Raw genomic sequence first — 24,205 nt, 5'->3', positions numbered from 1 at the left:
CTAGCGCACCGGCGACGACACCGCATAACGCACGAGCCTCGCGTCGCGCTGCATTTCGGCAATACTCGCAGCGGAGCCCGGCCGCCGGTAGAAATACCCCTGCCCATAGCGAATGCCCAGACGTTGCAACATCTCGTGTTGCGCCTCGGTCTCGACACCCTCTGCAATGATTTCCATTCCGAAGTGACTGGCCAGCGCCACGATCCCCTTGACAAGCTGATCGCCGCGCCGCTCGAGTTGTCGTACGAACTGCCCGTCGATCTTCACGTAGTCGAACGGAAAGCGCCCGAGCGTGTCGAGGTTGCTGTGATGCGTGCCGAAGTCGTCGATAGCGAATTTCACGCCGCGCGCCTTCAGCGTCTCGAACACCGCCTCGGTGCGAGCGCGCTGTTCGAGCAGGAAACGCTCGGTCACTTCGAGAATCAGGATGATGTCCGGCGGCAGGTGCTCGACTGCGCCGAGCACGTCCGCCACGAAATCCTTGCGTTCGAAGTCCAGCGGCGCAACGTTGACGGCGAGGTGAAACGGACGCTCGCTCGTCGCGCGCACCATCTCTGTGGTTGCGCGTTCGAGCACGAAGCGCGTGACCGGTCCGAGCAGGCGGCTACCCTCTACGTCGGCCATGAACACGGCGGGACTCACTGCGCCGAATTTCGGATGGGTCCAGCGAATGAGCGCCTCTGCGCCGCTCACGCGGCCGGTCGCCAGTTCGACCACGGGCTGGTAGACCACATGAAACTGGCCGTGCCGCAGGCCGCGGCGCACCGCCGAGAGCAGCAGCCGGCGCGGCGCGAATGCGATGAGCCAGGCCGCGCCGATCAGCAGATCGACGAGCAGCGCCGCCGCGCCAAAGCGCAGACCGTATTTCCAGCGTGCGTCGCGATGCGCGCTTGCCGCGAACGCCACGTCGACGGCGAAGCCCCAGCGCGAAGACGTGGCACCCGCACCCGCGTGGCGCGCCGCGTCGACGGCGGCGAGCAGCGCGCCACGGTCGTCTATCGCCGCAGCGCCCGGCACGGAGAGCGTGACGCGGCCCGCGCCGTAGCGCACGGCGTGCGCGAGCGCATCGGTCAGATACGCCGACTCGATCACGTAAAGCAGGCCAACGTTCTCGCCGGTGGGTACATAGAGCGGCATGACCGGCACGTGGGCCTGCCAGGGCGAGCCGCCGATCAGCGTGACCGCAGTGCTCGCAGGTACATGCGCGAAGAACGGAGCGAGCGGCAGGTCGTAGGGGCCGAGCGCAGACGAACAGTAGAGCCGCCCGTTCGCCACGAGATTGATGCCGCGCACGTAGTTGACGTGCGTTCTCAGCTCGGCGAACTGCCGCGCCACACGCTCGCAGGGCTGCCCCGGAAGTGCGGCGAACGCGGCACTTTGTGCGGTGAGCACGCTATCGAGAATGTGCTCGATCGCGGACACCATATCCTGCGCGATCAGACCTTCATGCTTGCGGATCGACTTGTCGCCTTCCCTCACGCCGGCGGCCGCCGCGAGCAACAGCAGACTTGCGGCGCACACGAACGTGACGATGGCGGCGAGCGTGGGCGTGAGGCCCGACCAAAGGGACTTGCGAATCGAAGACCACGTAGCTGGTTTTGTCATGGGCACACCTGTGCATGGATGGCGTGCCCCGTTCCGGACATGATCCGGGCATAGGCTCCCTGCACGTCACCCGCTTTTTGTATGAACAGACGATACGTTACGTCAACCGCTTCCTTACATGTTGATTTTTCTGTTTTCACGCGCACCCCGCATTCCGGGAACGGCGCATGCTACTACGCATCGCGTGCTGAACCCGGCCTTGCCCGATGAATCCTCCCAATACGACCGAGACGACTGATAAGCCCGCCATCATCGCAACCACGCTGCCCGCGCGCCTCGATCGCTTGCCGTGGGGCCGCTTTCACGTGCTCATCGTCGTGGCGCTGGGCGTCACCTGGCTGCTCGACGGTCTCGAAGTCACGCTGGCCGGTGCGGTAGCGAGTGCGCTGAAAACAAGCCCGGTGCTGCATCTCGACAATGCGCAGGTGGGCCTGGCCGGTAGCGCGTATATTGCCGGCGCGGTGTGCGGTGCGCTCGGCTTCGGCTGGCTCACGGACCGGTTGGGCCGCCGCAAGCTCTTTTTCATCACGCTCGCCGTGTATCTGCTGGCCACCGCCGCAACAGCGTTTTCATGGAGCTTCGCGAGCTTCGTCGCGTTTCGCGCGATCACGGGCGCGGGCATCGGCGGCGAGTACGCCGCCATCAATTCGACGATCCAGGAGTTCACGCCCGCGCGCGTGCGCGGATGGACCGACCTCAGCATCAACGGCACGTTCTGGGTGGGCGCGGCCATCGGCGCGGCGGGCTCGCTCGTGCTGCTCGATCCGCACCTGCTGCCCGCGGACTGGGGCTGGCGCGTGTGCTTTTTCATTGGCGCGGTACTCGCGCTCATCATTTTGCCCATGCGCCGCTGGATTCCCGAAAGCCCGCGGTGGCTGCTCACGCACGGCGAGCACGACGAGGCGAAGCACATCGTGGAAGGCATCGAGACGCGTTTTCGTGATGCGGGCCATACGCTGGAAGACCCGCCTGACGACCCGCTGCGTCTGCATGCGCGCGGCCATACCCCGCTGGGCGCGGTGTTTCATGCCATATTCGTGCGGCACCGCCGTCGCGCGCTGGTGGGTCTATCGCTCATGACCGCGCAGGCCTTCTTCTACAACGCGATTTTCTTCACCTACGCGCTCGTACTCACCGAGTTCTATCACGTGCCCGGTGGCGACGTGGGCCTCTATCTGCTGCCGTTCGCGCTCGGCAACTTCCTCGGGCCGATCGTGCTGGGGCGGCTCTTCGACGTGATTGGCCGGCGCACGATGATCGCCGCGACCTATGCGCTCTCGGGCGTGCTGCTCACGGCGAGCGGCTGGATGTTCGAGCACGGCATGCTCACGGCGACGATGCAAACCGGCGCGTGGATGGTGATTTTCTTTTTCGCCTCGGCGGCGGCGAGTTCCGCCTATCTGACCGTGAGCGAATCGTTTCCGCTGGAGATCCGGGCGCTTGCCATCGCCGTGTTCTATGCGTTCGGCACGGCGCTGGGCGGCATCATCGGCCCGGCGTTCTTCGGACGACTGATCGATACACACCAGCGCAGCGAAGTGTTCACGGGCTATGCGGTGGGATCGGCGCTCATGATCGCGGCTGCACTCGTAGCCGCGATCTGGGGCGTGGACGCGGAGCGCAAGTCGCTCGAACATGTGGCCGCGCCGCTTTCGGCCGTGGGGAAGGAGTAGGTTCGACCACGATTGCCGGACGGCTGCGCGCGGAAATCGGCACCCCGTGCCTTGCCTTTTCCGTGTCCCAGCAGCACGGCGTGACACCCTTCACTGCATTGCGGCTTGCGGCTGACCTGATCGTCGCTGAACCGGAGGTGCACACGATACTGATCGTCGCGGCGGAAAAGTGGTGTCCACCGTTTTCCAGAATATGCGGAGCTGACATCGTGCACGGCGATGCCGCTGCTGCACTCCTCGTGGAGAGAACCCGCCACGAAACCGCGGGCTTGCAGCTACTCGACGCTGCAACCCGGCACGTTCCCGCTCACATCAGGCGCCCTGCGGCAGGCGCCGCCGATGCGCGGACGTCCACCCTGCTGTCGATGATCGATTGCCTCCTCGCGCAACACGGCCTTCACCGCGATGAAATCGACACGGTTGTGGGGCACCCGGCAATCTCATCGCTCACGACCGCAGTCTGCGAGCGGCTCGGCCGGCCGGGGACCGAAGCACCCCATCAGGATTGCGTTCATCTCGGCGCAGCCGAATCTTTCGTACGCCTTGCACAGGCATTGAGGCATGCGAACCACTGCTGCACGCACCGCATATTGCTGTGGGGCTACGGGATGGGGGGGTTTGTCGGCACAGCGTTGCTGAAGGCGCACAGCGCACCGACTCTCCATCAGCAGGACGACATCCGGTGCGTGCCATGATCCCCGATCTCGGCATACCGCACGTCGCCTTTCATCTTCCCGATCGCGTCGACGAAGTCCGCAGCTGGGCAAAGCGGACCCGGCAGAAAACCGCGACCGCGCGGAACCTGGAGCACGCGGGGATGCGCCACTTCCGCAACGCGGATGGGCAAACCGCAATCGGGCTCGCCGCCAGTGCAATCCAGCGGCTCCTGCTCGCCTCCGGCGCCGCACCCGAGACAGTGGACGGCCTCGTCTACGTGCACACGCTTCAGGGCAGCATTGCGCCGCCGCCGCAGTCCCTGCCTGGCCTGCTCTGTGACCGGTTCGGTTTCGCCAACGCCGACGCCTTCTCGTTCGCGCAGCAGCATTGTGCATCCGCCCTTGGCGCACTGCGTATCATCCGCGCGATGTTCATCGCCCGCCCGCATATGGAGCGGGTGCTGCTTGTCGGCGCCGATGCGATGCCAATCGAGTCGGAAAGGTTAATGCAGGACGAGGGGATTCTCGGTGATGGTGCCTTTGCTGCATTCATCGAGCGCGGCGGTGTGGCGAACCGACTGCTTGCGATCGCGACACATGCCAGTGGCCTGGGATGGCCAGGCGTGCTGGCAAACAACGATCCCCGTCTGGCCGCGCAGTCCTTCCTTACGGCACGCAAGCTGATCCGTCATGTGCTCCAGCAAGCGCACCGGTCACTGGACGATATCCAGCTTGTCCTGCCCCACCATCTGGATCTGCCTGCGTGGTATCGCCTGCTCGATTCGCTTCGGATCCCGCGGAACCGCTTGTTCGCGCAGAATTTCAGCCGGATCGGTCACGTCACCGTCAGCGATGCGTTCATCAATCTCGCGCAGTGCGATGGGCTGGTTCCCGGCAGGCCGCTCCTGCTCTTTGCACGGGGCGTGGGCGGGTTTTCCGCAGCGGCACTCCTGTGCCCCTGAGGTCACCGTGAGTCTGACTGCGAGGGCAACAGCAGGCCTTGCACGTAGCCGCCGCCGCAACGCAACGGGGAAGGTCCCCTGGAACGAAGCGCCGATCACGATCGACGTCATTGCCCGTGGAATTTTTAACTGGCTGACTATAATATGTACGAAACGGTTAACGGTAACATCTGCGGATGCTGCCCGGTTAGCCGCGCCGGATGCCGCATCCCGGCTATCGTATGCGGACCTCTGACTGGACCCTCCCTCCCGGAAACGCACGTCGGATGAACCGCGCTGTCGTTGTGCGGCGGTTTCGTTCTCATGTCGCGCCTGGTGTTCCGGACTCCGTGGGGCGGCGCCGAGGTAGCAAACATGAAACGTCTCTCCCGACGCCGCTCGAACGGGCTCGCACGTCATCCCGTCGCAACGCCTGACCGCGCTCAGGCTGCCACGCCTGCACCGTTGATGTGTCTGGCATATGCCGCCGACATACCCACCCTCGTCGACTCCTTCGGCAACGCGGTCGATACGCTCGGATTCCCCTATTACGTCATCAGCCGCGTTGCCCGAAGCCGTTCAGCCTGTCACCAGCGAACCGCACTCGAGATGGTGCACGCCCACTACCCCGACGAATGGGTCCGTCACTACCAGCGCCGCGACTACGCGTCCACCGATCCCGTGCACCGGGCCGCCTTTACCCACTCGGCCCCCTACCGGTGGCATGACATCATCGGTCTGAGCAAGGCCGAGCGCCGTGTGCTCGACGAAGCACGGGAGGCCGGACTGGCCGGCGGACTCAGCATTCCCGTTCACCAGCCCGGCGGCAGCATTCTGTTGTTCAACCTCTCGGGGCCCCTGCACTGCGTGAACGACGTGGCTAACTCGCGGCTGGCGTACCTTGCCAGCACACAGTTTCACTTCGAACTGCATCGACTCACGCTCAGGCCATCAATCAAGGCATCGCACTTCCTGACACCGCGTCAGCGTGAATGCCTGACCTGGGTTGCACGCGGAAAAACCTCGGCTGAAATCGCCACCATTCTTGGCATCTCTCACTACACCGTGAACTACCACCTCGAAGAAGCGATGAAAGCCCTCAACTGCTACGGCAGGACGGCCGCCGCCGTCAATGCCACCGTGCAGGGGCTCGTAGAGCCCTGAGCTGTCCCTTCACCCGGCACAACCACACAGACGACCCCTCGCCGCGCATATGCGACGAGGGCCACCGGCACTTGCCTGCCCGCGCGCCGGCCACTGCACCCTCCCAAAGTTCCGGGTTTCAGAACCGCCGACCCGCTGATAGCTTCGCGTTCAACGCTCAACGGCCAAAGCCCAACGCCCAATGCCCAATGCCAGGAGGAAACCGTGCCATATATCGTTGCGGGCAGACTCGACGACCTGCCACCCCATATTCGTCGCCGCCTCGGAACCTTCCGCCACCGAGTCTTCGTGCAGCGCCTGCACTGGGAAATACCTGGCGTGGCCCACGACGCCACGAGCGAGTGGGATAATTTCGATGGAAACCCTACGCTGCATCTGGTCGCATTCTCGCCAGACGGCGAAGTCTGTGGATGCGCCCGACTGATGCCCACCACAGGACCTTACCTGCTCCGTGACGTCTTCCCGGAACTGGCACGCCCGGGCGATATCCTGCCATCTTCATCCTCGATATGGGAGATGTCGCGCTTTGCGGGATCCGGGCTGCCGGACCACCGCACCGGCTCGACCTCAGGCATGTCGTTGTTTCCCTTCGTCATCTCGCTCGCCCTCTCATGTGGCGCGACACGCGTGATCGGCGTCGTCTCGCACGCCGTTGCGCGCCTGTACCGCCGCTTCGGCCTCGAGCTGCACAATATCGGCAGAGAAGCGCCCCGGGGCCATGCCGACGTCGTTGCGTGTGCAATCGATCTGGATTCTGCTACGTTTCAGAAACTCCAGTGCGATCCCGACACGCTGCAGAACTCAATCATCCGCTTCGGACAGTTCCCACTCCCCGCGGCTGACGCCCCGGGTTTTCCAGATGCGTCTGAAACAGCGCGTGTGCGCCCTGCAGAGGTCACGACCGAAGCGCCCACCTTGGTTTGCGACAATGGCGCAGGGCGCACGCAAGGTTTAATCCAGATGACTGCCTCTTCACATCAGCGCATCATCGCCGGCCGACTGTGATGCCGGTTGTCGGCCTCCTTCATCCAGTCCGGCCGGATCGCAGACGCATAGGCCTGGGCACTGCGTGAGGCCTCGCCATTCGGTTGCGAGCTCAGGCCCAGCCGCTCATCGATCGCGTGCGCGACGGTCGCTGACTTCGGGGGATGATCGTGATCGCAGTCTGCCCAGAACACGCACATCGCATCGAACAGCACTGACAGTATTGACGTCACATAGGGCAGTCGCACTGCGATGCCATGGTCCGACCGCCCGCTACCTGACTCGCCGGACGGCATCCGGAACGCTTCGGCCGGCATCATGATCCGCAGGCAATCCAGTTCGCGCTGCAGGCGGTCCTCAACCCGGTAGTGCACGGTCGCCGAATGCGCAAGCGCCTTGCGCAACTCACCGAGCTGCCGGTCCCTGATCTCCATACATCGGGTCAGCCGACGGACTTCGGTTTCGGCACGCTGCAATCGCGGGTCTGGATCTGCCAGGGGAGATGGCGCCAGGGGAGCGCTGTTGCCGCCGCCCGCCGTCGATGGATCGAGTTCTTTCATCATGTTCCCTGCCCCAATGTACGTGCGGGTGTCGATCCAGCCCCGTGTTTTCCCGCGATACCGCGACGCGTCAGGCATCGGGTGACTCTCCCACAGTTCGCTCATGACGGCTCCCCGCGGCGACCTGTTTCGGAATCGGATCATGTCTCCTTTTTCGTTTTTCCCAGACAATCCATCAACTGCCAAATGACGTAGGGTCCCTCCTGGCGCCCCAGGATCGTTTCATGTGTGAGACTTCGCACCGGATATGCTGGTGATTCGGAGATCCCGGGATGCATCAAGGCACATAGCACCAGGGGTATAGAGTTGGGTAAGCGGAACTCAATCGAGGTTGTCGTTCATTTTCGGCGGCAGGTTCGGACGTCGCGCAAGCGCACGACGCCGTGAACGAACTGGTTTCCAAGGACTTCGGCATCACGTCGGGTGGCGTGCTCAGGCGCAAACGTCGGTCACGCTTTACGGCGTCATCGATAACGGCATCGAATATCAGAACGGTGGTTCAGGCGGCGTGGTGCGAACGTCATCAGGTGGCATGTTCGCGACCGTCTATGGACTCATCGGTCACGAGGACATAGGCGGTGGCGTCCACGTTAACTTCCAGCTGGAACAGGGCTTTTCCGCAGTGAACGGCGCCGCGCAAGTCGCGGGCTACGCGTTCAATCGCCTCGCGTGGGTTGGCATGTCGGGCAGCTTCGGCGAATTTCGGATCGGGCGGCAGAAGAAGCCGCAGTATCTGTTTATCGACGGCGAAACTCGATCCGCCTGCGGGCAAATCGATCGCTTCGTCGTGCAGCGATCTCTCCGACGTCAGCGTGCGCTCGAACAATGCAATCGCCTATTTCACGCCGACCTATCGCGGCCTTCCCGTGCAATTCATGGTCGGCATGCGCGATGCGACCACCAAACCTTCCAACGGTCTTCAGTTCTATAACGCGGTGTTCAAGTACATCAACGGCCCGTGGCACCTCGCCGCAGGTTACGAGCAGCAGGACAATGCGACAGGCACCTCGACGCAGAAGGTGTTCACGGTCGCGACGTCGCTGCGGCTGAGCGCTGCACGCTTCTATCTCGTCTACCATACGGAAACGCGGTCCGACCATAGCCAGAACGTGGCGATGTACACGGCGTCGGCATCGTCTGTTCAACCCGGCGAATGAAATCGCGGTGATGTACGGCAATTTGCATGACCGTAGCGGTAACGGCAACAACGCGCAGCAGATCGGCCTCGCCTATTCGTATTTCCTGTCGAAACGCTCGGGCATTTATGTGGCGGCCGGTCTGCTCGATAACCGAAATCGGACCGACTTCTCGCTGAACGGTGCGCAATACTCCGGTGTACCGGTCACGCCGGGTGCGACCGCTCGCGGCATCATCGGCATGACGCACAAGTTTTGAGTGCGGACTATTGATTTGCACGGCATCCTTATCACTTTTTCACCTAAAGTTTCCCCATCCGTGATGTGCCAGAACGTCAGTCTCATGCGTCGAGTCCTTCCTCTTCGTAGGTTCAGGTGAGTATCTCTGGGAGCGGGGCAGCCATCTGCACGTCATCACGATCGGCATCATCCTCGGACTGCAGCACGATGACCTGCCCGGCCCGTACGCTACCCGCGAGAGGTGCACGATGAACGGTATCAAGCGAGACACTACTGCGTTTGACCAGGAGCTCGATATTGCGCTGCTGGCGCACCGGGATAAAGTGTCGCTCCGGCGGCCTCACGCCTGCCAGGATGATCGCAGTGGCACCGATCGCTACGGTGTAAATGCCGCCACTCTCTGCCAGTCCGCTGCCGGCCACTGACCAAAGTCCCGCAGCTGTCGTGATACCACGCACGCACTTCGCCACGAAGGAGGATGGATCCCGCACCGGGAAAGCCGCTCCCCGACACGATGGAACAGGTACGACCTTCTTCTTGCCCAGCGCATCGGCAAAGCCAATTACCGACACCAGCATCATGAGCGCGGCATGCGACACAGACGAGCATGGGCGTACGTACTTCAGCCGCCCAGCCCAGTCTCTCACGCTCGAAGCCGGTCACACTGCCGGGCAGCGCCGCGATCAGCAGCCGTGACACAATTTCGAAGTTTCCAGTCATTTCCTGTCCCGATCGTTATCTCCTCAGCCAACAGGACGCGCACGGGAACTTGGGACATTTTTGTAACAGCGGTCCCGTTCACGGACGAACCGGTCGTCGCCCAGCGGCTCGCCTTTTCACTGGCCGCTACGGCGCCACGATCGAGCACCATAACAGCGTAACGCGCGGGTGCAACGCCATCACATGAAATGAGCTGCGGCTTGCGCTTGAGCGGTGACAGTTCCATCCGCAACACGTCTGACGGTGTGGCACGCCACGCATAACGTTCTGGCCGATGAAAAACGATGTGACAGGTCCCCTGCGCTGACGCTGCGCACCGGGCTTTCGCGCTTCGCGTCGAGCCGCGTGACGCGTCTCGCCCCCCGCGGGCGTCAACCCCCCACGCACAAACCTGAACCCCTTAACACCCCGGTCAGGTGGAGGCCGCTCACGGCCTCCACGATCGCGCTCGCCGCGCGGCGGCTCATCCCGGTCACACCCGACGCTTCTCATCCGCCAGTCACCTGGGTTCCCGCCCAACACGCGACCGTAGCCGGTGGCAGGCAGACATCAAGGGGCAAGGGACCGTGTTGCCCGCACCCCTCCCTCGCCTTTTTCCTTGACGTCTGCCTGCCACCGGCTCCTTCAGTCGCACGGGCGCGAACTCAGGAGACTGGCGGCAGCACAGCCAGCACCGGGTTCCACCGGGACAAGCCCACCCCCTACGGGACGGGCGGAATCTTGGAGCCCGGTCAGCACAACCCCCTCAACTCGTTCGCTGTGGAGAGTATCATGCAACTCGCTTCCTCCTTCCGTTACGGCTCGCCGATTCTCCGTTCCGATTCGCCCCTCCAGGACGACCAGATCCGCCGCGTCGCCCCTTCGATCTTCGCAGACAGCAAGCACGAAAGCCGCTCCGAACGCTACACCTGCATTCCGACCATTGACGTGCTGCGCGGCCTGCGCAAAGAAGGCTTCCACCCCTTCATGGTGTGCCAGACCCGCGTGCGCGACGAGGGCAAGCGCATGCACACGAAGCACATGCTCCGCCTTCGCCACGCCGACCAGATCGTCGGCGACGAAGCTAACGAAATCGTGCTGCTCAATTCACACGATGGCACAAGCAGCTATCAGATGCTCGCGGGCGTGCTGCGCTTTGTCTGCCAGAACGGCATGGTAGCCGGCGACAACGTGCGCGATATCCGCATCCCCCACAAGGGCAACATTGTGCGCAATGTCATCGACGGCGCGTTCGACGTGCTCGACGGCTTCGAGCTGATCCGCGAGCAGAAGGACGGCATGCGCGCCGTTGAACTGAACCGCGAAGAACAGCACGCGTTTGCACGCTCCGCACTCGCGCTGCGCTATGACCCGACCGACGCCGAAGCACCCGCTTCGGTGACGGAAAGCCAGTTGCTCGCTCCGCGCCGCTTCGAGGATCGTCATGACGACCTCTGGACGATCTTTAACCGCGTTCAGGAAAACTTGACCAGAGGCGGTCTGCACGGGCGCTCGCGCAGTGGCCGCTCTATGTCCACCCGGCCCATCACCGGCATCGACCAGAACGTGAAACTCAACCGCTCGCTGTGGATGCTCGCCGACGCCATGCGCCAGATGAAGGCGTAGCCACCTACGGGCGGCGTCCTGCGCCGCCCCCCTTGCATTCGTCCAGGATTCCTTTCCGGATGGCAGCCGAAGAGAGCTGCAGCGTCGATTACATCGCCGCACTCCTTTCCACCTCCCCGCTCACAGTCAAACGGCCCATGAAGCTCGCCAGCTGCGTTTCAGGCTGATCCAGGAGCGCCAGGGCGGCAAGCTGGTTGAGCGTGAAGGAACACATCCGGTTCGACCCGAGCCGCAGCCGCCTCGTACGCTTGATCGGCCTCGCAGCCTATGAAGCGGTGGGTGGGTACGTGCGACGCGACCTGCCAAGCGACGATAAAAACACCGGTTCCATTGCCGACGCCGAACTGTTGCCGCGTCTCGTCGCGCAGTAGCTCAACGCTGCCGCAGAGGAAGTGCGCGCCGAAGGGCGGAGCTGGATCAGAAACACGTGCGAGGCGCGATTTTCCGGAACTGGACCGCTACTGCAGCTTGCGCCCGATACAGCCCCCGTACACCGACGACGTGCGGCAGCAGACGGACGCCCTCACTGCGAGCAGGACTCACTGGCGGATAAGCTGGTGGCGCTCCCGGAGGACCACAGTAACGCCTGGGAAGAAAGCGACCGGTTCAACGACAAAATCGGGCACGTCAATGCGGCCCTCATCGCGCTCGACAGCGCCGCAGCGGCATGGACTCGCAGCAGATGGCCGAGGCGGGCGCATTCGTGATCCTCGGGCCCAAGGCCATCTCGTCATTGCCCGCAGGCTCGATCGTGCGCCGCACGACCAGCGCCGGACTCGACGCGAATGGTGGCAACGTCACCGGTTTTTCCGAAGGCGAAGCCGCGCAGTCACTGTCGTCGGCGACCCCGAAGATCACACCGGTCCACAGAGGTGTCGCAAGCCAGCAGCTCGCCGGCGTTGCCGCGAGCACACGCGGCGTGGACACCGTTGAGACCTGGCATGCCGACGGGCTGGAGCACCACGACACAGCAGTTTGGCCCGCCTGGGCCGCGTGGGCCGCAGACGTGCTTCGCGATTTACCGCGCCGCGGTCGAGGACGATACCATCGAGGTATGGTTCGTGCGCCCGAACGACGACGATCGCCCTGCCGCCCCCCAATGGGCACAAGCCCACCAACCGACCACGCCGCCGGCGCCCGCCGCCAGCAGTATCACAAGCAGTCCGCACGCCAACAGCCCGTAGCACGCTCGCATCAGCCGCCGCATGATGGACTGCTCGAACGATGTGAGCGCCGCATCGAGCCGTTGCCGCTGTTCACGCGCTGTCACCAGCATCGCCCCTACGAGCCGGTTTCCGGCAACACGCGCGATGCGGCTCGCCGCCCGTTGTGTGAGCGCCGCCAGTGCTTCGTCGTTTAGCGCCGCAAGCGCCGCCCGGTAGCGCATCTCGTGCTCGGTGGTCATTTTCTCCGCCAGCCTGATCGTCTCCTTGCAACGCGTGAGCGCGTCGCGATGCTGCATCATCAGAGCCTGTGTCGCCGCGTGCGCCTCTGCCCGCACCGTATCGACGCCGCCCGCGCCTGCCGCCCGGATGCGCTCAGGCATCGCTTCATAAAGTCGCATGTAGTATTCGAGTACCGCCAGCACCGACCAGAGGGCATCGTTGTCACGCAGATTCAGCGCCGTCGACACACGGCGCATGCGCAGCAGGCTCCCGTCGTCGGGTGGCTCGCCGCTTACTTCGAGAAAAAGCCGTGCGAGCGGATCTGGCGAGCCGGCACGCTGCGAGCGCCGCTCACGCATCGCCCGTCACCTGCGTGAACATCGCGTCGTAGCATGCTCGCCAGCGCAGCAGTTCCGCGCGCTGGCCGATGGGCAGCGTCTCGACCGCCTTGCGTACCGACAGACGCTGGCTGCGCAGGTCATCGGCGACCCGGTCGGCAAGTTCCGGAAAATCAAGTGACCGGCCTTTTGCCTCAACGCTTTTGCGCAGCTTCGAATCCTGATAGAGCACGAAGCGCTCGGGCGTGCCGTAGTAGCCGTTGCGCACGACATGCACCGTTGCATCCGGGAACGTCTCACTGAACTGTCGCAACAATTCGAGACTGTCGCGCTGCCGGTTGATGACCCAGAATACGACGAGCCGCCGTCCGAGTTCACCGAGCGTACTGCTGAGTGTCGCGCCGTACCGCGCGACGCCATCCTGGTTGCGTGCCGCCGTGCTGACCACCACGACGGCGTCCCGGTGCCCGTCACAGTAGTTCACGAAGTCGATCCACCCACCAGCTTTGTCCAGATCGAATGAAGCACAATCGATTTCCTCGTGAACCGCTCGCATCACGTCCGGGTTCGACGTATCGCTTTCCACCAGCACGGTATTCAACCCCCGGCGTTCCAGATGATCCACGAGCGCAAGCGCGACCACGCTCTTGCCGACACCGCCCTTACCACCTCCGACGAGATAGATGGGGTTGACTGTCGTGTCCATTGCCACTCCCTACAGATCGTCGGTGTCGGGCCGGATTGCAAATCCGAGCGCGCCCTGCACCGGCATGGGTTGTCTCGGTACGGCCTTTCCCCCTTGCTTGCGGGCCTGATTCGTGCGAGGCTCAGGATCCGGTGCGCGCGCCGTCGGTCCGCCTGTCTGTCCAGGCGCGCGCGCACCGTTGGCAGATACGCTTCCTTTCGCGGCCACGCGCAACGCGTAACGGATGGTGCTTGCAGTGATGTCGATGCCGTGCGGCTTTGCCTGCTCCGCAATCTGCTCCAGGGTGTAGCCCTTCGCCTGCGCCGCGCGCACACGTGCACGCATGTCCTTCATGGCATCGCTCATCGAGACCAGGCGTTCGGTCTCGGGCCTTTCAGGAAGCGCATCAAGTGCGCTGGCAAACGCTTCCCATTGCGACTTCGTATAAACCTTCGCGACAGGCATTAACATCCTCCTGCACACACCTTCACACACGCCGTTACGAATGATCTTCACACCATCCTGCGCACTGTAAGCGCACGCGTCAACCCCATCTTTTTGCGCGCGAGCCCATATCGGAACGCATGGGAAGCAATGGGAACCGCTGAGAACAATGCACTTTTTCGCACTGTCACACACTTGCAACACCCTCGCGCGACGCACCCGGTTTGCTCCGGCCAGGTCAGGCTCTCTCCGCGCCCCATCGCCACGGATCACGCGCAGACATCGATCGCGCATACACAACATAAGTGCATCGACACGGGAAGATCAGGAGACGCGAAAACGCAGCAGATCGAACACTGATGATGTCGGTCAATTCCATCGCGTGTTGCTCGCCAGCCAGCTTGCTACACACACCATCGAGGAAGTCCTGTGAACGTTCACTCGCGCGACATACGCACAACAGTACGCACGCTTCACGCAGGGCGTTGACCACTGAGCCGAAATCTTCGCGCACGGGTTGCGCGGCCCCTACGCATGGGCATACGCATTTCAATGACGGCCGAGAGTAGACCTCTGCACAGCGGCTTAGTCAGTCGCTTGTGCAGAATAGTGCAGGGCCTGAACAGGCGTACACGCGGTTGCAGAACGCTCCGCGCAAAACGTTGACGCCGAACGACAAATAGCGCACGGAAAATTCGGTATCGCAGGATAGGCTGTTGCCGGTTTGGGGCGCCTTGTACACCCGCAGGTACTCGGAGCGGGATGGCACTAGCTTTGCGCTTCGCAGCAAGTGCTCAAACGTAGACCGGGATCCCATCGCGAATCTCAGAAAGTGCAGCCGGGTGGTTCTACTTGAATAAAGGCGAGGTAATCGTCGAAATGAGTTGCGCGACTGCGAGGTGCGTTGCCTCCGGGATAGCCGAACTCCCGTATAGTCAACGGCGCCCACCGCATCGGATGCCTGTCATCCCGACGCATCCCGGACGCCTTCCGCCGGTGTGCGACCGGCTCAGGGTCGATGTGGCTCGCTGCGCCTTCAGTGCAGCGGACTTGCACCGCCCCCCGATCGCGCGACAGACTCAGAATTTATGACCGGCGGTGCAATTCATATGGGGGCGTTAGCTAGCGGCTCGCTTACATTGGCGCCCGACCTACAAAAAGCTTGATGTCTAGGGACAGTTCATGTCCGTTGCCGACGATATATACTCGCGCATGACCGGATCCGACGTTGACCATTCATTCGAGGCACATTTTGAATGACGCGCCATGGCGGCCCACATTGAAATGGGTAGAAAGATGGCGTCCACGGCGCGCGACGCGACTCTGGCAGGAAGCCACCTGGTTGCGGAAGTTGTTGAGACCATGAACGGCGTTAGCGATAGCGCGATCAAGATTGCCAAAATCACCAGCTTGATTGAAGGCATTGCATCTCAAACCAATATCCTCGCCTTGAACGCCGCAGTTGAGGCTGCACGTGCGGGCGAAAACGGCCGCGGATTCTCCGTGGTGGCCTCGGAAGTCCGCTCGCTGGCACGGCGCTCGAGCACGGCGGCAAAAGAGATCAAGGATCTGATTGGCACTTCTGTCGAGCGTGTGCGAACGGGTAACGAATTGGTTGTCAGTAACGGTAGTGCGATGGACCAAATCAGCGTGTCCATCCAGCGCGTGTGTGACATTGTCGATGAAATCGCCAATGCTTCGGAGGAGCAGAGTCGCGGCATCGAGCAAGTGAATCAGGCGATCCCAAAATGGACGGCGTTACCCGGCAGAGTGCCGCGTTGGTCGAGCAAGCCGCGGCAGCCGCCATCTCTCTGGAAGACCAGGCGAGCAAGCTGCGCAAGATTGTGAAAGGCTTTACGACAGACCCACGCGACCTGGGCATGATGCCCGATGGCTCCGAATGCGCGCTTCGATATCCGCTGTTGGTCACGGCTGAAAATGCGGGTCGCGCGCGCGCCCTTCGGTGTCCAAAGGCGTGCGCCTCGTAGTACTTTCGAGCTACGTGACCGAAGGGTATGGACGCGCATGTCGCCCCCGCCTGAGAAGCCACGCTCATGCGCCCTCTCGCGAGCGGGTATGCAGGTTGCCTCGCTGCACCTGCCACAGCTGGGGGCGCTGCCCGCCATCAATTGCATCGGCTTCTCGCCGATCGAGGCCTACGCGACGCACCGCAGCCGGCTCCAAGCACATGCTCAGCGCCACTCCGCGCACGTGCTCCCCTGCATCCGCCTGGGTGGATCGGCGAGCGCCGCCGCGATGTCACAGGCGCGCGCCGCGCTCGCGAACTTTACTGCCTTCCTCACGGCGACCGTGCCCATCGTGCCACCCGTCATCGCGGCGCTCGAAGCCGATTCGGCGCACTCCGTGGCAACGAACGCGCTCGGGCTGCGCAATCCCTCGGTGGTGAGTTTCCTCGACGGCTGCGCGGTGTCGCTGCCGTGCGCGCCGCGCAGCAAGGCACCGTGGCTTGAGCGCGGCGGGGCTCGCCGAAAGCGACGCGCACGTGCTGGGCGTGGCCACCGCGATCGAAAGCGTGCTACAGAGCGCGAACGCCGCCTGATGCGCGGCGGTGCCCGCCCCGATCAGCTAAGATACGGCTCCACAAAAGCCATTTTTCCAACCAACGGAGTGTTTTCAGTGATTCAGGCAATTCAACCGGGCGCCGTCTTCAAGGACAATCTCGCACTGCTGCCGGGCATCGACGGCATCGAGCGCATCGATCTCGTGGACGCTCAGGGCAACATCGCCGCGAGCATCGAAAACAAGCCCGGCAAGCAGGGCTCACTCGCGGTCTACCACTATCTGCGCGAAGCTTTCGGCACGCTCGACTCCAACGCCGCCGAGCATGGCCTCGCCGTGTTCGCCGAGCACACCGCCGACGCGCGCAACCGTCCGGGCGCACACCCGAACGTCGATCGTCTGCTCGAAATCGCGGCGGGCGGCCCGACGCTGCGCATCGACGTGATCGCCGCAGCCTGAGCGTTGCCTTCGCAGGCGTGCCAGCCGGTGCGCCTCCTTCCCTGGCAACTCAAGCCGAAAGTTCTTCCAGCCGAACGCCATTCGTGCGCGGCCCGAATCCGCCGATCGAAATCATCACCGCGAGCATGCACACGGTGATGCCGGCGAACACACCGCTCACGCCAAAATCGCGCAGCAACGCGGCGATGATGAAGCCCGACATCATCGCGCCCACGCGGCTCGCGGAATAAACGATGCCGTTAGCGCTGCACCGCACCGCAGTGGGGAAAAGCTCAGCCTGATAAGCGTGATAGCACACAGATATGGTCTGCCCCGCCAGACTGATCAGGACACCGAGCGAAATGAGCGCGAGCGGCCCGCGCGCCTGCGAGAACAGCAAGCCGAACACGATCACCGCAAAGGCCGAACCGACGATGAGCCACTTGCGCTCGATGCGATCGGCCACAAGCATCGCGAGCAGCGGCCCGCACGGCAGCGCAATGGCGATCACGACCGCATAGAGCAGGCTCTTGGTGACGGTCACGCCCTGCCCGATCAGGAGCGTGGGCACCCAGTTCGCGAAGCCGTAATAGCCCACGGCCTGGCACAGGTTGAACGCGATCAGCATGATGAGGCGCGCCCGATACGGCGGCTTCCAGAGTTCCGCGAGCGAAGCGCGCCGGTGCGCGGGCAGCACGAGCGTCGGCGAAGGCTCGGGCAAGGGCTTGCCGCTTTCGCGCAAGGCGCGTTGCTCCATATGCGCGATCACCCGTTCGGCCGCTTCGGTTTGCCCGTGCGTGACGAGCCATCGCGGACTCTCCGGCACCGCGCGGCGCACGAACCACACGATCGCCGCACCGAGCGAACCGGCGAGCACGACCCAGCGCCAGCCGTCGAGACCGAGCGGCGCCTGCGGCACGAGCCACCACGACAGCAGCGCCGAAATGGGCGCCGCAGCAAACATGATCGCCTGATTCAGCGCCATGGCGCGGCCGCGCATCTGCTGCGGGACCAGCTCCGTGACATAGCTGTCGATGGTGACGATCTCGATGCCCACGCCGATGCCGGTGATGAAGCGCCACAGGATCAGCCCCTGCGAGGTATGCTGAAACGCCATCGCCACCGAGCCCACCGAATACCAGAGCAGTGAGAAGGTGAAGACGCTTCGTCGTCCGAATCGGTCGGGCAACCAGCCGAAGCAGAAGGTGCCGACGAAAAGACCCGCGAAGGTCGCGGCGACGAAGGCCCCGATGCCGTCGAAGCCGAAGAATGCATGCGTGGTGGTTTGCAGCATGCCGCTTTTTGCCATGCCCGGGGCGATATAGCCCGTGAAGATGAGATCGTAGACCTCGAAGAAGCCGCCCAGCGAGATCAGCATGACCAGCATCCAGAGCTGGCGCGTGGCGGGCAGGCGGTCGAGCCGCGCGGAAAGCGCTGCCGCTGCGCGATTGCCTGTGGGTGGGGCCGTGACGGCGTCGAGCGGGGCGTCCGCGCCGAGGGTTCGTTGCATGCTTGTCTCCGTGACGACGCCTCGCCGGGCGTCATTCTTGTGAACGCCGGTCCGCGAGGGCGCGGCGCGTGCGAGCTTCTGCCGGCTCGTGGCACGCGCAACCGTATGGCAGACCGGCGGGGGAACTGCGAACCTACTGCTTCCACTTCGTCTGCCGCTCGCTCAGGGCGCTGCGTGTGACTTCAGGCCCGCCAGCACCTCTTCGGTATGCTCGCCCACCTTTGCTAGCGGCTGACGCACGCCGGGACGGCGACCGCCCATCATGAGCGGCAGCAGTACGACTTCGGTCATGCCGCCGTCGTCGGTCTGCATCGGCACGAGTCCGCCGCTCGCCTTGAGGTGCGGGTCGTCGAGCAACTGGTCGGGGCGCACGATCGGCGCGTACGGAATGCCGGCCGCTTCGAGACGCGGCATGAGTTCGGCCGCCTGCTGCGTGGCGAGCACAGCGCCGAGACGCTCGAGCAGTTCGGGCCGCACCGCCACGCGCAGCGCGTTGTTCGCGAAGTGCGGCTCGTCGGCGAGCTGCGGGCAGCCGATCACGTCGCACAGCGTCACGAACTGCTTGTCGCTCACCGCGCCGATGAAGAGCTGTTCGCCTTCGGCAAGCGTGAACACGTCGTACACGCTCCACGCCGACACGCGCGAAGGCATGGGCGGCGGCGCTTCGTGCGTCATCGCGTACTGCTGCATGTGCTGCGCGCTCAGGAACACGCAGTTCTCGAACAATGCGCTCTGCACCTCCTGGCCGCGCCCGGTCGCGTCGCGCTCGCGCAACGCGGCCAGCACGCCGATCGCACCGAACATGCCACCCATGATGTCGTTCACCGATGTCCCCGCGCGCAGCGGCCGCCCCGCAGGCCCGGTCATGTACGAGAGGCCACCCATCATCTGCACGACTTCGTCGAGCGCGAGACGCTTTTCATAGGGGCCCGGCAAAAAGCCCTTGTGCGAGACGTAAATGAGGCGCGGGTACCGCTGCGAGAGCGTGACGTAATCGAGGCCGAGCTTTTCCATCAGGCCGGGCCGGAAGTTTTCGAGCATCACGTCGCACTCGCCGATCAGCTCGACGGCTGCCGCACGGCCCGACTCGGTGTTGATGTCGAGCACCACGCTCTTCTTGTTGCGGTTGAACGAGCGGAAAAAGCCGACGCCGAGGCCCGGCAAGTTGCGCGTCTTGTCGCCGCCGGGCGGTTCGATCTTGATGACTTCAGCGCCCAGGTCCGCGAGGATCATCCCGCAGGTTGGGCCCATGACCATGTGCGTGAATTCGACGACGCGCACGCCTTCGAGCGGCAAACGGTTTTGCGTATTCATAAGGATCTCAAACTAGTCAGACGTGCTGTGCAATTGCGCCAAAGGTCTTCGGCAGGCCGGCGCGCCAGAGCGTGCCGTGCAGCGTTTCGCCCGCCAGCCACTGGGCCACGCGCGTGCGCAGCGCCAGCAGCCGTTCGATGTCGATGCCGGTATCGATGCCCATGTCGGCGAGCATGAACGCGAGGTCTTCGCTCGATGCATTGCCGCTCGCGCCCGGCGCATGCGGACAGCCGCCGATGCCGCCGAGCGTGGCGTCGAAGCGCGTGACGCCCGCCTCCAGCGCCGCATAGACGTTGGCGAGCGCGAGGCCGCGCGTGTCGTGAAAATGCGCGCAGCACAGCCGCTCACCCGCGATCTCGCGCGCGGCCTCGAAGAGTTCGCGCACGGCGGCGGGATTGGCGTAGCCCACGGTGTCGGCGAGGCTCACGCGGTCCGCGCCCGCATCGAGCAGCGCCTGCATGCAGCGCAGCACCTCGGCGGGTTCGACGCGCCCTTGCAGCGTGCAGCCGAACGCCGTGCCGATGCCGCCTTCGATCAGCGTCTTCGCGCCGCTCGCGTCGCGCGCGGCGCGGATGCGCGCCACTTCGGCCACGACTTCATCGGGCGTCTTGCGCAGGTTCGCGAGGCTATGCGCCACACTCGCGGAAAGGGGCACGAGCAGCAGGTCCGCTTGCGCGTCCAGCGCTCGCTCGGCGCCCTTCAGGTTCGGCACCAGCACCGAGACGAAGAGGTCCGGCAGCGTCTTTGCGTAAGCGACGAGTTCCGCCGTGTCCGCGAGTTGCGGCAGGAGGCGCGCAGGCACGAACGAACCCACTTCGATCTCGCGCTGGCCGGCTTCGTGCGCGGCGCGGATCCATTCGATCTTGTGTTCGGTCGGCAGCACCGTCTGGATGCTCTGCAGGCCGTCGCGCAGGCCGACCTCGCGTATCACGGCACGCGTCCGGGCCCATTGAGGTAATGGGGGCATGAGGGTGTCTCCGTTGTTGTCTCCAGCGACGTGCTAACTTTAGGCATTCCGCAAAATACATAAAGCGGTATTTTGGAAGCTTTAGGATTCCAATCTGGAAACATACAGAACGCAGTCAGGAGACACCGTGCACGACATCGACCTCAAGACCCTTCGCCTTCTCGTGAGCGTGTGCGAGTACGGCAACATGGGGCGCGCGGCGCGCGAGGAACACATCGAGCCCTCGGCCATCAGCAAGCGCATCGCCCAACTCGAAAGCGAATTCGGCGTGCCGCTGCTCACACGCTCGCGCCGTGGCGTGCAGCCCACCGCGGCAGGCGTCGCTCTGCTCGAACACGCGCGCAGCGTGATCTTCACGCTCGAGCGCGCGGCCAGCGACGTCGCCGCGCTCGGCAGCGGCCTCTCGGGCAGCGTGGGCGTGTGCGCTTCGGCCTCCGCGATCGCCGAGGCCCTGCTCGACGATCTCGCGTCGTTCATGCGCTTGCCTGCCTACAAGAACATTCGCGTGAACGTGGAAGAGCGTACCTCGCACGAACTCGTGGAACGTGTGCGCGACGGCGCGGCCTCGCTAGGCGTGTGCTGGGACAACGTTGATCTCGGGGGGCTGCAATCGCGCCCCTGGCGCGAAGACCGGCTGGTGCTCGCCGTGCATCCCGAGCACCCGCTCGCGAAACGCCGTACGATTGCCTTCGAGGAAACGCTCGATTACGAGCACGTGGGCCTGCCGACCTCCACGGCCGTGCATACGATGCTGCGGCAGTCGGCGGCGCGCGGCGGGCGCACGGTCGCCTATCGCGCGGTGGTCTCGACGCTCGACGCTGCGTTTCGCGTGGTGGCCGCCAATCTCGGCATCAGCGTCGTGCCCCAGGAGGTGAGCAACACCTACCGGCGCATCATGGACGTGCACACCATTCCCCTCACCGACGCCTGGGCGCGGCGGCGTTTCATCGTCTGCTTTCGTGCGTTCGACACGCTTCAGCCCGCGGCGCAGCGCATGGTCGAACATCTCGTGGAACGCGCGGCGCAGAAGAAGCGCGGCGCGAAGAGCAACGCCTGAGCGCGCGCCTCAAGCCGCCGTCAAGCCGCCGCTTTCTTCGCGCGTTTGCGCGCGGGCTCGCGATCGGCGGTTTTCATCTGCGCAATCAAACCGTCGTGGTGCTCGCGAAGCACCTCGACGAATTCGGCCACGAGACGCTCGCGCGGCCGATTCGGCGGAAACAGCAGGTATGTGGGGAACAGCACCGCCGGCGAGAACGGCCGGATCGCGATGTCCGGCCCCGCGAAATCGCGCGCGACGATGGGATGCGCGAGCGTCACGCCCATGCCGCAGCGGACCATCTCGCAGCAGATCGCCGTGTACTGGGCCTCGATGGCGAGCACGCGCTCTACACCCGCACGCTGGAACACTTCGTCCATTTGCGTACGCGTGCCGTCGCCGTGGCACAGCGAGATGAACGATTCACCTTCCAGGTCGGCAGGCCGGATCGTGGCCTTTTTCGCGAGCGCATGCGTGGCAGGCATCACGCAGACGGCCGCAACCTTCGAAAGCAGTTCGACCTCGCAGTTCGACGCTTCGCTGATATACACCGCCACACCCAGATCGCAGAACTGCGAGCCGGTCCAGTGGTTCACCGTGCCCGACGTATTCACGTGCAGCGAGACCGTCACGCCCGGAAAGAGGCGGCGAAACTTGTCGATGGCGTGTGGCACGAGCGTGAGCCCCGCGGAAGGCATGGCGGCAATGCGCAAACGCCCGCTGCCGAGATTGCGGATTTGCGCGGCGGCGTTACTGAGTCCCTGCAGGCCCACGTACGCGCGCTCGACTTCGCGAAAAAACGCATTGCCCTCGCTCGTGGGAATCAGGCGGATGCCCACGCGCTGAAACAGCGTAAGCCCGGTCTCGCGCTCCAGTTGCCCGATCAGGCGGCTCACGTTGGGCTGGGAGGTGTAGAGCGCCTTCGCGGCGGCCGTCATCGAGCCTGACACCATCACCGCGCGAAACGCCTCGACGTGCTTCAGATTCAAGGTGATCTCTCCTGGGCTTAACCCTGATTCGTGCGCCAGGGCCTAACCCTGGTCCATATCATTCCCGTATAGGTTGGCATTTTATTCGTATTGGACGATATGGCCAGCCCGGCACAGACTGCGATGCATCGGCGCACTGTCCGGTTCGCCGCTCCCCACATTCGAATGGAGATCGTCGTCATGAGAGCCGCGATGCGCCGTCGTTCAACCTTCCCTCCCAAAGCCGCATTCGTCGCACTTGCCGTCGCCGGCACGCTCGCCGCGGCCTCGCTCGCCCAGGCCGAAACCACGCTGTATGTCGCCAACGTCGGCGGCTCCAACGAGCAGCTCTATCGTCAGAAGATCATCCCGGCGTTCGAAAAGGCGCATGACGTCAAGATCGTGTACGTAGCGGGCAATTCGAGCGACACGCTCGCCAAGCTCCAGGCGCAAAAGGGCCACGAGCAGATCAACGTCGCCGTGATGGACGACGGCCCGATGTATCAGGCGATGCAACTCGGCCTGTGCGGCAAGCTCGACGACGCCCCGGTCATGAAGGACCTCTATCCGCTCGCGCACATCGGCCCGACCGCCGTGGGCGTGGGCATGGTGGCGACCGGCATCGGCTATAACGAACGGGCGTTCAAAAAGCTCGGCCTGCCCGCGCCCGATTCGTGGAAGTCGCTCGAAGACGCGCGCGTGAAGGGCAAGCTCGGCGTGCCGCCCATCACCAACACTTACGGCCTGCATACGCTCGTGATGCTCGCGCGCCTGAACGGCGGCGGCGAGAAGGACATCGACCCCGGCTTCAAGGCCATGACGAAGCAGGTCGCGCCCAACGTGCTTTCGTGGGCACCCACGCCCGGCGAAATGGACGGCCTCATGCAGTCCGGCGACGTGATCATCGCGCCTTACGGCAGCGGCCGCGCGGTGGCACTGCAAAACACCGGCTTCCCGCTCAAGTTCATCTACCCGAAGGAAGGCGGCGTGGCGCTGCAGGTGGCCGCGTGCTCCATTGCCCAGAACGCCCAGCCGCAGCTCTCGCAGCAGTTCATCCAGTTCCTGTTGACCCCCGAGGTGCAGGCGCAGCAGGCGGCGGACATCGGCCTCGGCCCCGTCAACAAGAACGTCAAGCTCACGCCTGAAGTGGCCGCGCGCGTGCCTTACGGTCCTGACCAGATCGCGAAGCTCACGGCGATGGACTGGACCACCATCAACGAGCATCGCACCGAGTGGACCGAGCGCTGGAACCGTTCGGTCGAGCGCTGATGCGCGCGCTCTCCGCCCCGCACCCAACGCACAGCGAGGACCGACGC

At 64.1% G+C, this 24,205-nt stretch carries 24 protein-coding genes; 14 read left to right on the top strand and 10 right to left on the bottom strand.

Annotation, left to right across the window (positions count from 1 at the left end; translation table 11 throughout):
* The gene (locus BFD71_RS11405) at window positions 1–1,605 is read right to left on the bottom strand and encodes an EAL domain-containing protein (protein ID WP_069263696.1); all 1,605 of its coding nucleotides are present in this window, start codon (window positions 1,603–1,605) and stop codon (window positions 1–3) included.
* Window positions 1,606–1,811: 206 nt separating this feature from the next.
* Between BFD71_RS11405 and BFD71_RS11400 the strand changes: the two genes are divergently transcribed.
* The 5 genes from BFD71_RS11400 (at window position 1,812) to BFD71_RS11380 (ending at window position 7,044) form a co-directional block, all read left to right on the top strand.
* Window positions 1,812–3,278: an MFS transporter gene (locus tag BFD71_RS11400; protein WP_069263694.1), complete on the top strand. Its 1,467-nt coding sequence runs from the start codon at window positions 1,812–1,814 to the stop codon at window positions 3,276–3,278.
* Between the two features lie 80 nt (window positions 3,279–3,358).
* Complete coding sequence (locus BFD71_RS11395; protein WP_256094625.1) at window positions 3,359–3,973, top strand: 3-oxoacyl-[acyl-carrier-protein] synthase III C-terminal domain-containing protein; 615 nt, start codon at window positions 3,359–3,361, stop codon at window positions 3,971–3,973.
* Window positions 3,970–4,896 (top strand): 3-oxoacyl-[acyl-carrier-protein] synthase III C-terminal domain-containing protein, encoded by a 927-nt coding sequence (locus tag BFD71_RS11390; protein ID WP_069263690.1) that lies wholly within the window; start codon window positions 3,970–3,972, stop codon window positions 4,894–4,896. Before BFD71_RS11395 ends, BFD71_RS11390 begins: the two co-directional genes overlap by 4 nt.
* Window positions 4,897–5,250: 354 nt before the next feature.
* Complete coding sequence (locus BFD71_RS11385; protein WP_083245220.1) at window positions 5,251–6,039, top strand: autoinducer binding domain-containing protein; 789 nt, start codon at window positions 5,251–5,253, stop codon at window positions 6,037–6,039.
* Between the two features lie 204 nt (window positions 6,040–6,243).
* Complete coding sequence (locus BFD71_RS11380; RefSeq protein ID WP_083245194.1) at window positions 6,244–7,044, top strand: acyl-homoserine-lactone synthase; 801 nt, start codon at window positions 6,244–6,246, stop codon at window positions 7,042–7,044.
* On the opposite strand, the gene BFD71_RS11375 is transcribed toward BFD71_RS11380, so the two are convergent.
* On the bottom strand, window positions 7,017–7,583 hold the full coding sequence (locus tag BFD71_RS11375) for a hypothetical protein (protein ID WP_069264151.1): 567 nt from the start codon (window positions 7,581–7,583) through the stop codon (window positions 7,017–7,019). The genes BFD71_RS11380 and BFD71_RS11375 overlap by 28 nt on opposite strands.
* A 331-nt stretch (window positions 7,584–7,914) precedes the next feature.
* Between BFD71_RS11375 and BFD71_RS42120 the strand changes: the two genes are divergently transcribed.
* Genes BFD71_RS42120 through BFD71_RS42110 form a run of 3 tightly spaced genes read left to right on the top strand, consistent with a single transcriptional unit; the run spans window position 7,915 to window position 8,978 of the window.
* Window positions 7,915–8,514 (top strand): porin, encoded by a 600-nt coding sequence (locus BFD71_RS42120; protein ID WP_256094622.1) that lies wholly within the window; start codon window positions 7,915–7,917, stop codon window positions 8,512–8,514.
* Entirely contained in the window at window positions 8,396–8,740 is a 345-nt protein-coding gene (locus BFD71_RS42115; protein WP_256094621.1) for a porin, read from the top strand. Before BFD71_RS42120 ends, BFD71_RS42115 begins: the two co-directional genes overlap by 119 nt.
* A 10-nt stretch (window positions 8,741–8,750) precedes the next feature.
* Entirely contained in the window at window positions 8,751–8,978 is a 228-nt protein-coding gene (locus BFD71_RS42110; RefSeq protein ID WP_256094620.1) for a porin, read from the top strand.
* A gap of 112 nt (window positions 8,979–9,090) precedes the next feature.
* Here the strand turns inward: BFD71_RS42110 and BFD71_RS11365 are convergent, their stop codons facing one another.
* Window positions 9,091–9,540, bottom strand: coding sequence for a hypothetical protein (locus BFD71_RS11365; protein WP_069263688.1), 450 nt, complete (start codon window positions 9,538–9,540; stop codon window positions 9,091–9,093).
* A 910-nt stretch (window positions 9,541–10,450) separates the two neighbouring features.
* Between BFD71_RS11365 and BFD71_RS11360 the strand changes: the two genes are divergently transcribed.
* Together BFD71_RS11360 and BFD71_RS41410 are read left to right on the top strand one after the other, a co-directional pair.
* The gene (locus BFD71_RS11360; RefSeq protein WP_069263686.1) at window positions 10,451–11,284 is read left to right on the top strand and encodes a DUF932 domain-containing protein; all 834 of its coding nucleotides are present in this window, start codon (window positions 10,451–10,453) and stop codon (window positions 11,282–11,284) included.
* A gap of 194 nt (window positions 11,285–11,478) precedes the next feature.
* Window positions 11,479–11,655, top strand: coding sequence for a hypothetical protein (locus BFD71_RS41410; protein WP_176732868.1), 177 nt, complete (start codon window positions 11,479–11,481; stop codon window positions 11,653–11,655).
* 647 nt (window positions 11,656–12,302) lie between these two features.
* On the opposite strand, the gene BFD71_RS11355 is transcribed toward BFD71_RS41410, so the two are convergent.
* The 3 genes from BFD71_RS11355 to BFD71_RS11345 are packed head-to-tail and all read right to left on the bottom strand — an operon-like array spanning window position 12,303 to window position 14,208.
* A complete protein-coding gene (locus BFD71_RS11355) occupies window positions 12,303–13,028 on the bottom strand; it encodes a hypothetical protein (RefSeq protein WP_069263684.1) in 726 nt (241 codons plus the stop codon).
* The gene (locus BFD71_RS11350) at window positions 13,021–13,713 is read right to left on the bottom strand and encodes a nucleotide-binding protein (protein WP_069263679.1); all 693 of its coding nucleotides are present in this window, start codon (window positions 13,711–13,713) and stop codon (window positions 13,021–13,023) included. The genes BFD71_RS11355 and BFD71_RS11350 overlap by 8 nt, the downstream gene beginning before the upstream one ends.
* 9 nt (window positions 13,714–13,722) lie before the next feature.
* Complete coding sequence (locus tag BFD71_RS11345) at window positions 13,723–14,208, bottom strand: hypothetical protein (RefSeq protein ID WP_256094619.1); 486 nt, start codon at window positions 14,206–14,208, stop codon at window positions 13,723–13,725.
* Window positions 14,209–15,402: 1,194 nt separating this feature from the next.
* On the opposite strand from BFD71_RS11345, the gene BFD71_RS11340 reads away from it, so the two are divergent.
* On the top strand, window positions 15,403–15,984 hold the full coding sequence (locus tag BFD71_RS11340; RefSeq protein WP_069263675.1) for a methyl-accepting chemotaxis protein: 582 nt from the start codon (window positions 15,403–15,405) through the stop codon (window positions 15,982–15,984).
* 711 nt (window positions 15,985–16,695) lie between these two features.
* Window positions 16,696–17,115, top strand: a complete 420-nt coding sequence (locus BFD71_RS11335; protein ID WP_083245219.1) for a DUF2322 family protein — start codon at window positions 16,696–16,698, stop codon at window positions 17,113–17,115.
* A 49-nt stretch (window positions 17,116–17,164) separates the two neighbouring features.
* Here the strand turns inward: BFD71_RS11335 and BFD71_RS11330 are convergent, their stop codons facing one another.
* The 3 genes from BFD71_RS11330 to BFD71_RS11320 form a co-directional block, all read right to left on the bottom strand.
* Entirely contained in the window at window positions 17,165–18,604 is a 1,440-nt protein-coding gene (locus BFD71_RS11330; protein ID WP_069263673.1) for an MFS transporter, read from the bottom strand.
* Between the two features lie 162 nt (window positions 18,605–18,766).
* Window positions 18,767–19,918, bottom strand: a complete 1,152-nt coding sequence (locus tag BFD71_RS11325; protein WP_069263672.1) for a CaiB/BaiF CoA transferase family protein — start codon at window positions 19,916–19,918, stop codon at window positions 18,767–18,769.
* Between the two features lie 16 nt (window positions 19,919–19,934).
* Window positions 19,935–20,885 (bottom strand): hydroxymethylglutaryl-CoA lyase, encoded by a 951-nt coding sequence (locus BFD71_RS11320; RefSeq protein WP_069263671.1) that lies wholly within the window; start codon window positions 20,883–20,885, stop codon window positions 19,935–19,937.
* Window positions 20,886–21,012: 127 nt separating this feature from the next.
* Between BFD71_RS11320 and BFD71_RS11315 the strand changes: the two genes are divergently transcribed.
* Window positions 21,013–21,942 carry a LysR family transcriptional regulator gene (locus BFD71_RS11315; RefSeq protein WP_069263669.1) on the top strand — a complete coding sequence of 310 codons (930 nt, stop codon included), beginning with the start codon at window positions 21,013–21,015 and terminating at the stop codon, window positions 21,940–21,942.
* A gap of 20 nt (window positions 21,943–21,962) precedes the next feature.
* Here the strand turns inward: BFD71_RS11315 and BFD71_RS11310 are convergent, their stop codons facing one another.
* Window positions 21,963–22,910 (bottom strand): LysR substrate-binding domain-containing protein, encoded by a 948-nt coding sequence (locus BFD71_RS11310; RefSeq protein ID WP_069263667.1) that lies wholly within the window; start codon window positions 22,908–22,910, stop codon window positions 21,963–21,965.
* A gap of 180 nt (window positions 22,911–23,090) precedes the next feature.
* Here BFD71_RS11310 and BFD71_RS11305 point away from each other — a divergent pair, with 180 nt between their 5' ends.
* On the top strand, window positions 23,091–24,158 hold the full coding sequence (locus BFD71_RS11305) for an ABC transporter substrate-binding protein (RefSeq protein WP_069264147.1): 1,068 nt from the start codon (window positions 23,091–23,093) through the stop codon (window positions 24,156–24,158).
* Window positions 24,159–24,205: the final 47 nt, after the last annotated feature.

The sequence above is a fragment of the Paraburkholderia nodosa genome (genome assembly GCF_001718195.1).
Taxonomy (GTDB): Bacteria; Pseudomonadota; Gammaproteobacteria; order Burkholderiales; family Burkholderiaceae; genus Paraburkholderia; species Paraburkholderia nodosa_A.
The sequence above is the reverse complement of the archived record's forward strand: the minus strand, read 5'-3'. Positions and strand labels throughout refer to the sequence as shown.

Excerpts from the sequence above, each read along its gene's own strand:
- BFD71_RS11405 (WP_069263696.1), bottom strand. The coding sequence starts at position 1,605 with ATGACAAAACCAGCTACGTGGTCTTCGATTCGCAAGTCCCTTTGGTCG.
- BFD71_RS11400 (WP_069263694.1), top strand. The coding sequence starts at position 1,812 with ATGAATCCTCCCAATACGACCGAGACGACTGATAAGCCCGCCATCATC.
- BFD71_RS11390 (WP_069263690.1), top strand. The coding sequence starts at position 3,970 with ATGATCCCCGATCTCGGCATACCGCACGTCGCCTTTCATCTTCCCGAT.
- BFD71_RS11385 (WP_083245220.1), top strand. The coding sequence starts at position 5,251 with ATGAAACGTCTCTCCCGACGCCGCTCGAACGGGCTCGCACGTCATCCC.
- BFD71_RS11375 (WP_069264151.1), bottom strand. The coding sequence starts at position 7,583 with ATGAAAGAACTCGATCCATCGACGGCGGGCGGCGGCAACAGCGCTCCC.
- BFD71_RS42110 (WP_256094620.1), top strand. The coding sequence starts at position 8,751 with ATGTACGGCAATTTGCATGACCGTAGCGGTAACGGCAACAACGCGCAG.
- BFD71_RS11365 (WP_069263688.1), bottom strand. The coding sequence starts at position 9,540 with ATGATGCTGGTGTCGGTAATTGGCTTTGCCGATGCGCTGGGCAAGAAG.
- BFD71_RS11360 (WP_069263686.1), top strand. The coding sequence starts at position 10,451 with ATGCAACTCGCTTCCTCCTTCCGTTACGGCTCGCCGATTCTCCGTTCC.
- BFD71_RS11355 (WP_069263684.1), bottom strand. The coding sequence starts at position 13,028 with ATGCGTGAGCGGCGCTCGCAGCGTGCCGGCTCGCCAGATCCGCTCGCA.
- BFD71_RS11350 (WP_069263679.1), bottom strand. The coding sequence starts at position 13,713 with ATGGACACGACAGTCAACCCCATCTATCTCGTCGGAGGTGGTAAGGGC.
- BFD71_RS11340 (WP_069263675.1), top strand. The coding sequence starts at position 15,403 with ATGGCGGCCCACATTGAAATGGGTAGAAAGATGGCGTCCACGGCGCGC.
- BFD71_RS11335 (WP_083245219.1), top strand. The coding sequence starts at position 16,696 with ATGCGCGGCGGTGCCCGCCCCGATCAGCTAAGATACGGCTCCACAAAA.
- BFD71_RS11330 (WP_069263673.1), bottom strand. The coding sequence starts at position 18,604 with ATGCAACGAACCCTCGGCGCGGACGCCCCGCTCGACGCCGTCACGGCC.
- BFD71_RS11325 (WP_069263672.1), bottom strand. The coding sequence starts at position 19,918 with ATGAATACGCAAAACCGTTTGCCGCTCGAAGGCGTGCGCGTCGTCGAA.
- BFD71_RS11320 (WP_069263671.1), bottom strand. The coding sequence starts at position 20,885 with ATGCCCCCATTACCTCAATGGGCCCGGACGCGTGCCGTGATACGCGAG.
- BFD71_RS11305 (WP_069264147.1), top strand. The coding sequence starts at position 23,091 with ATGAGAGCCGCGATGCGCCGTCGTTCAACCTTCCCTCCCAAAGCCGCA.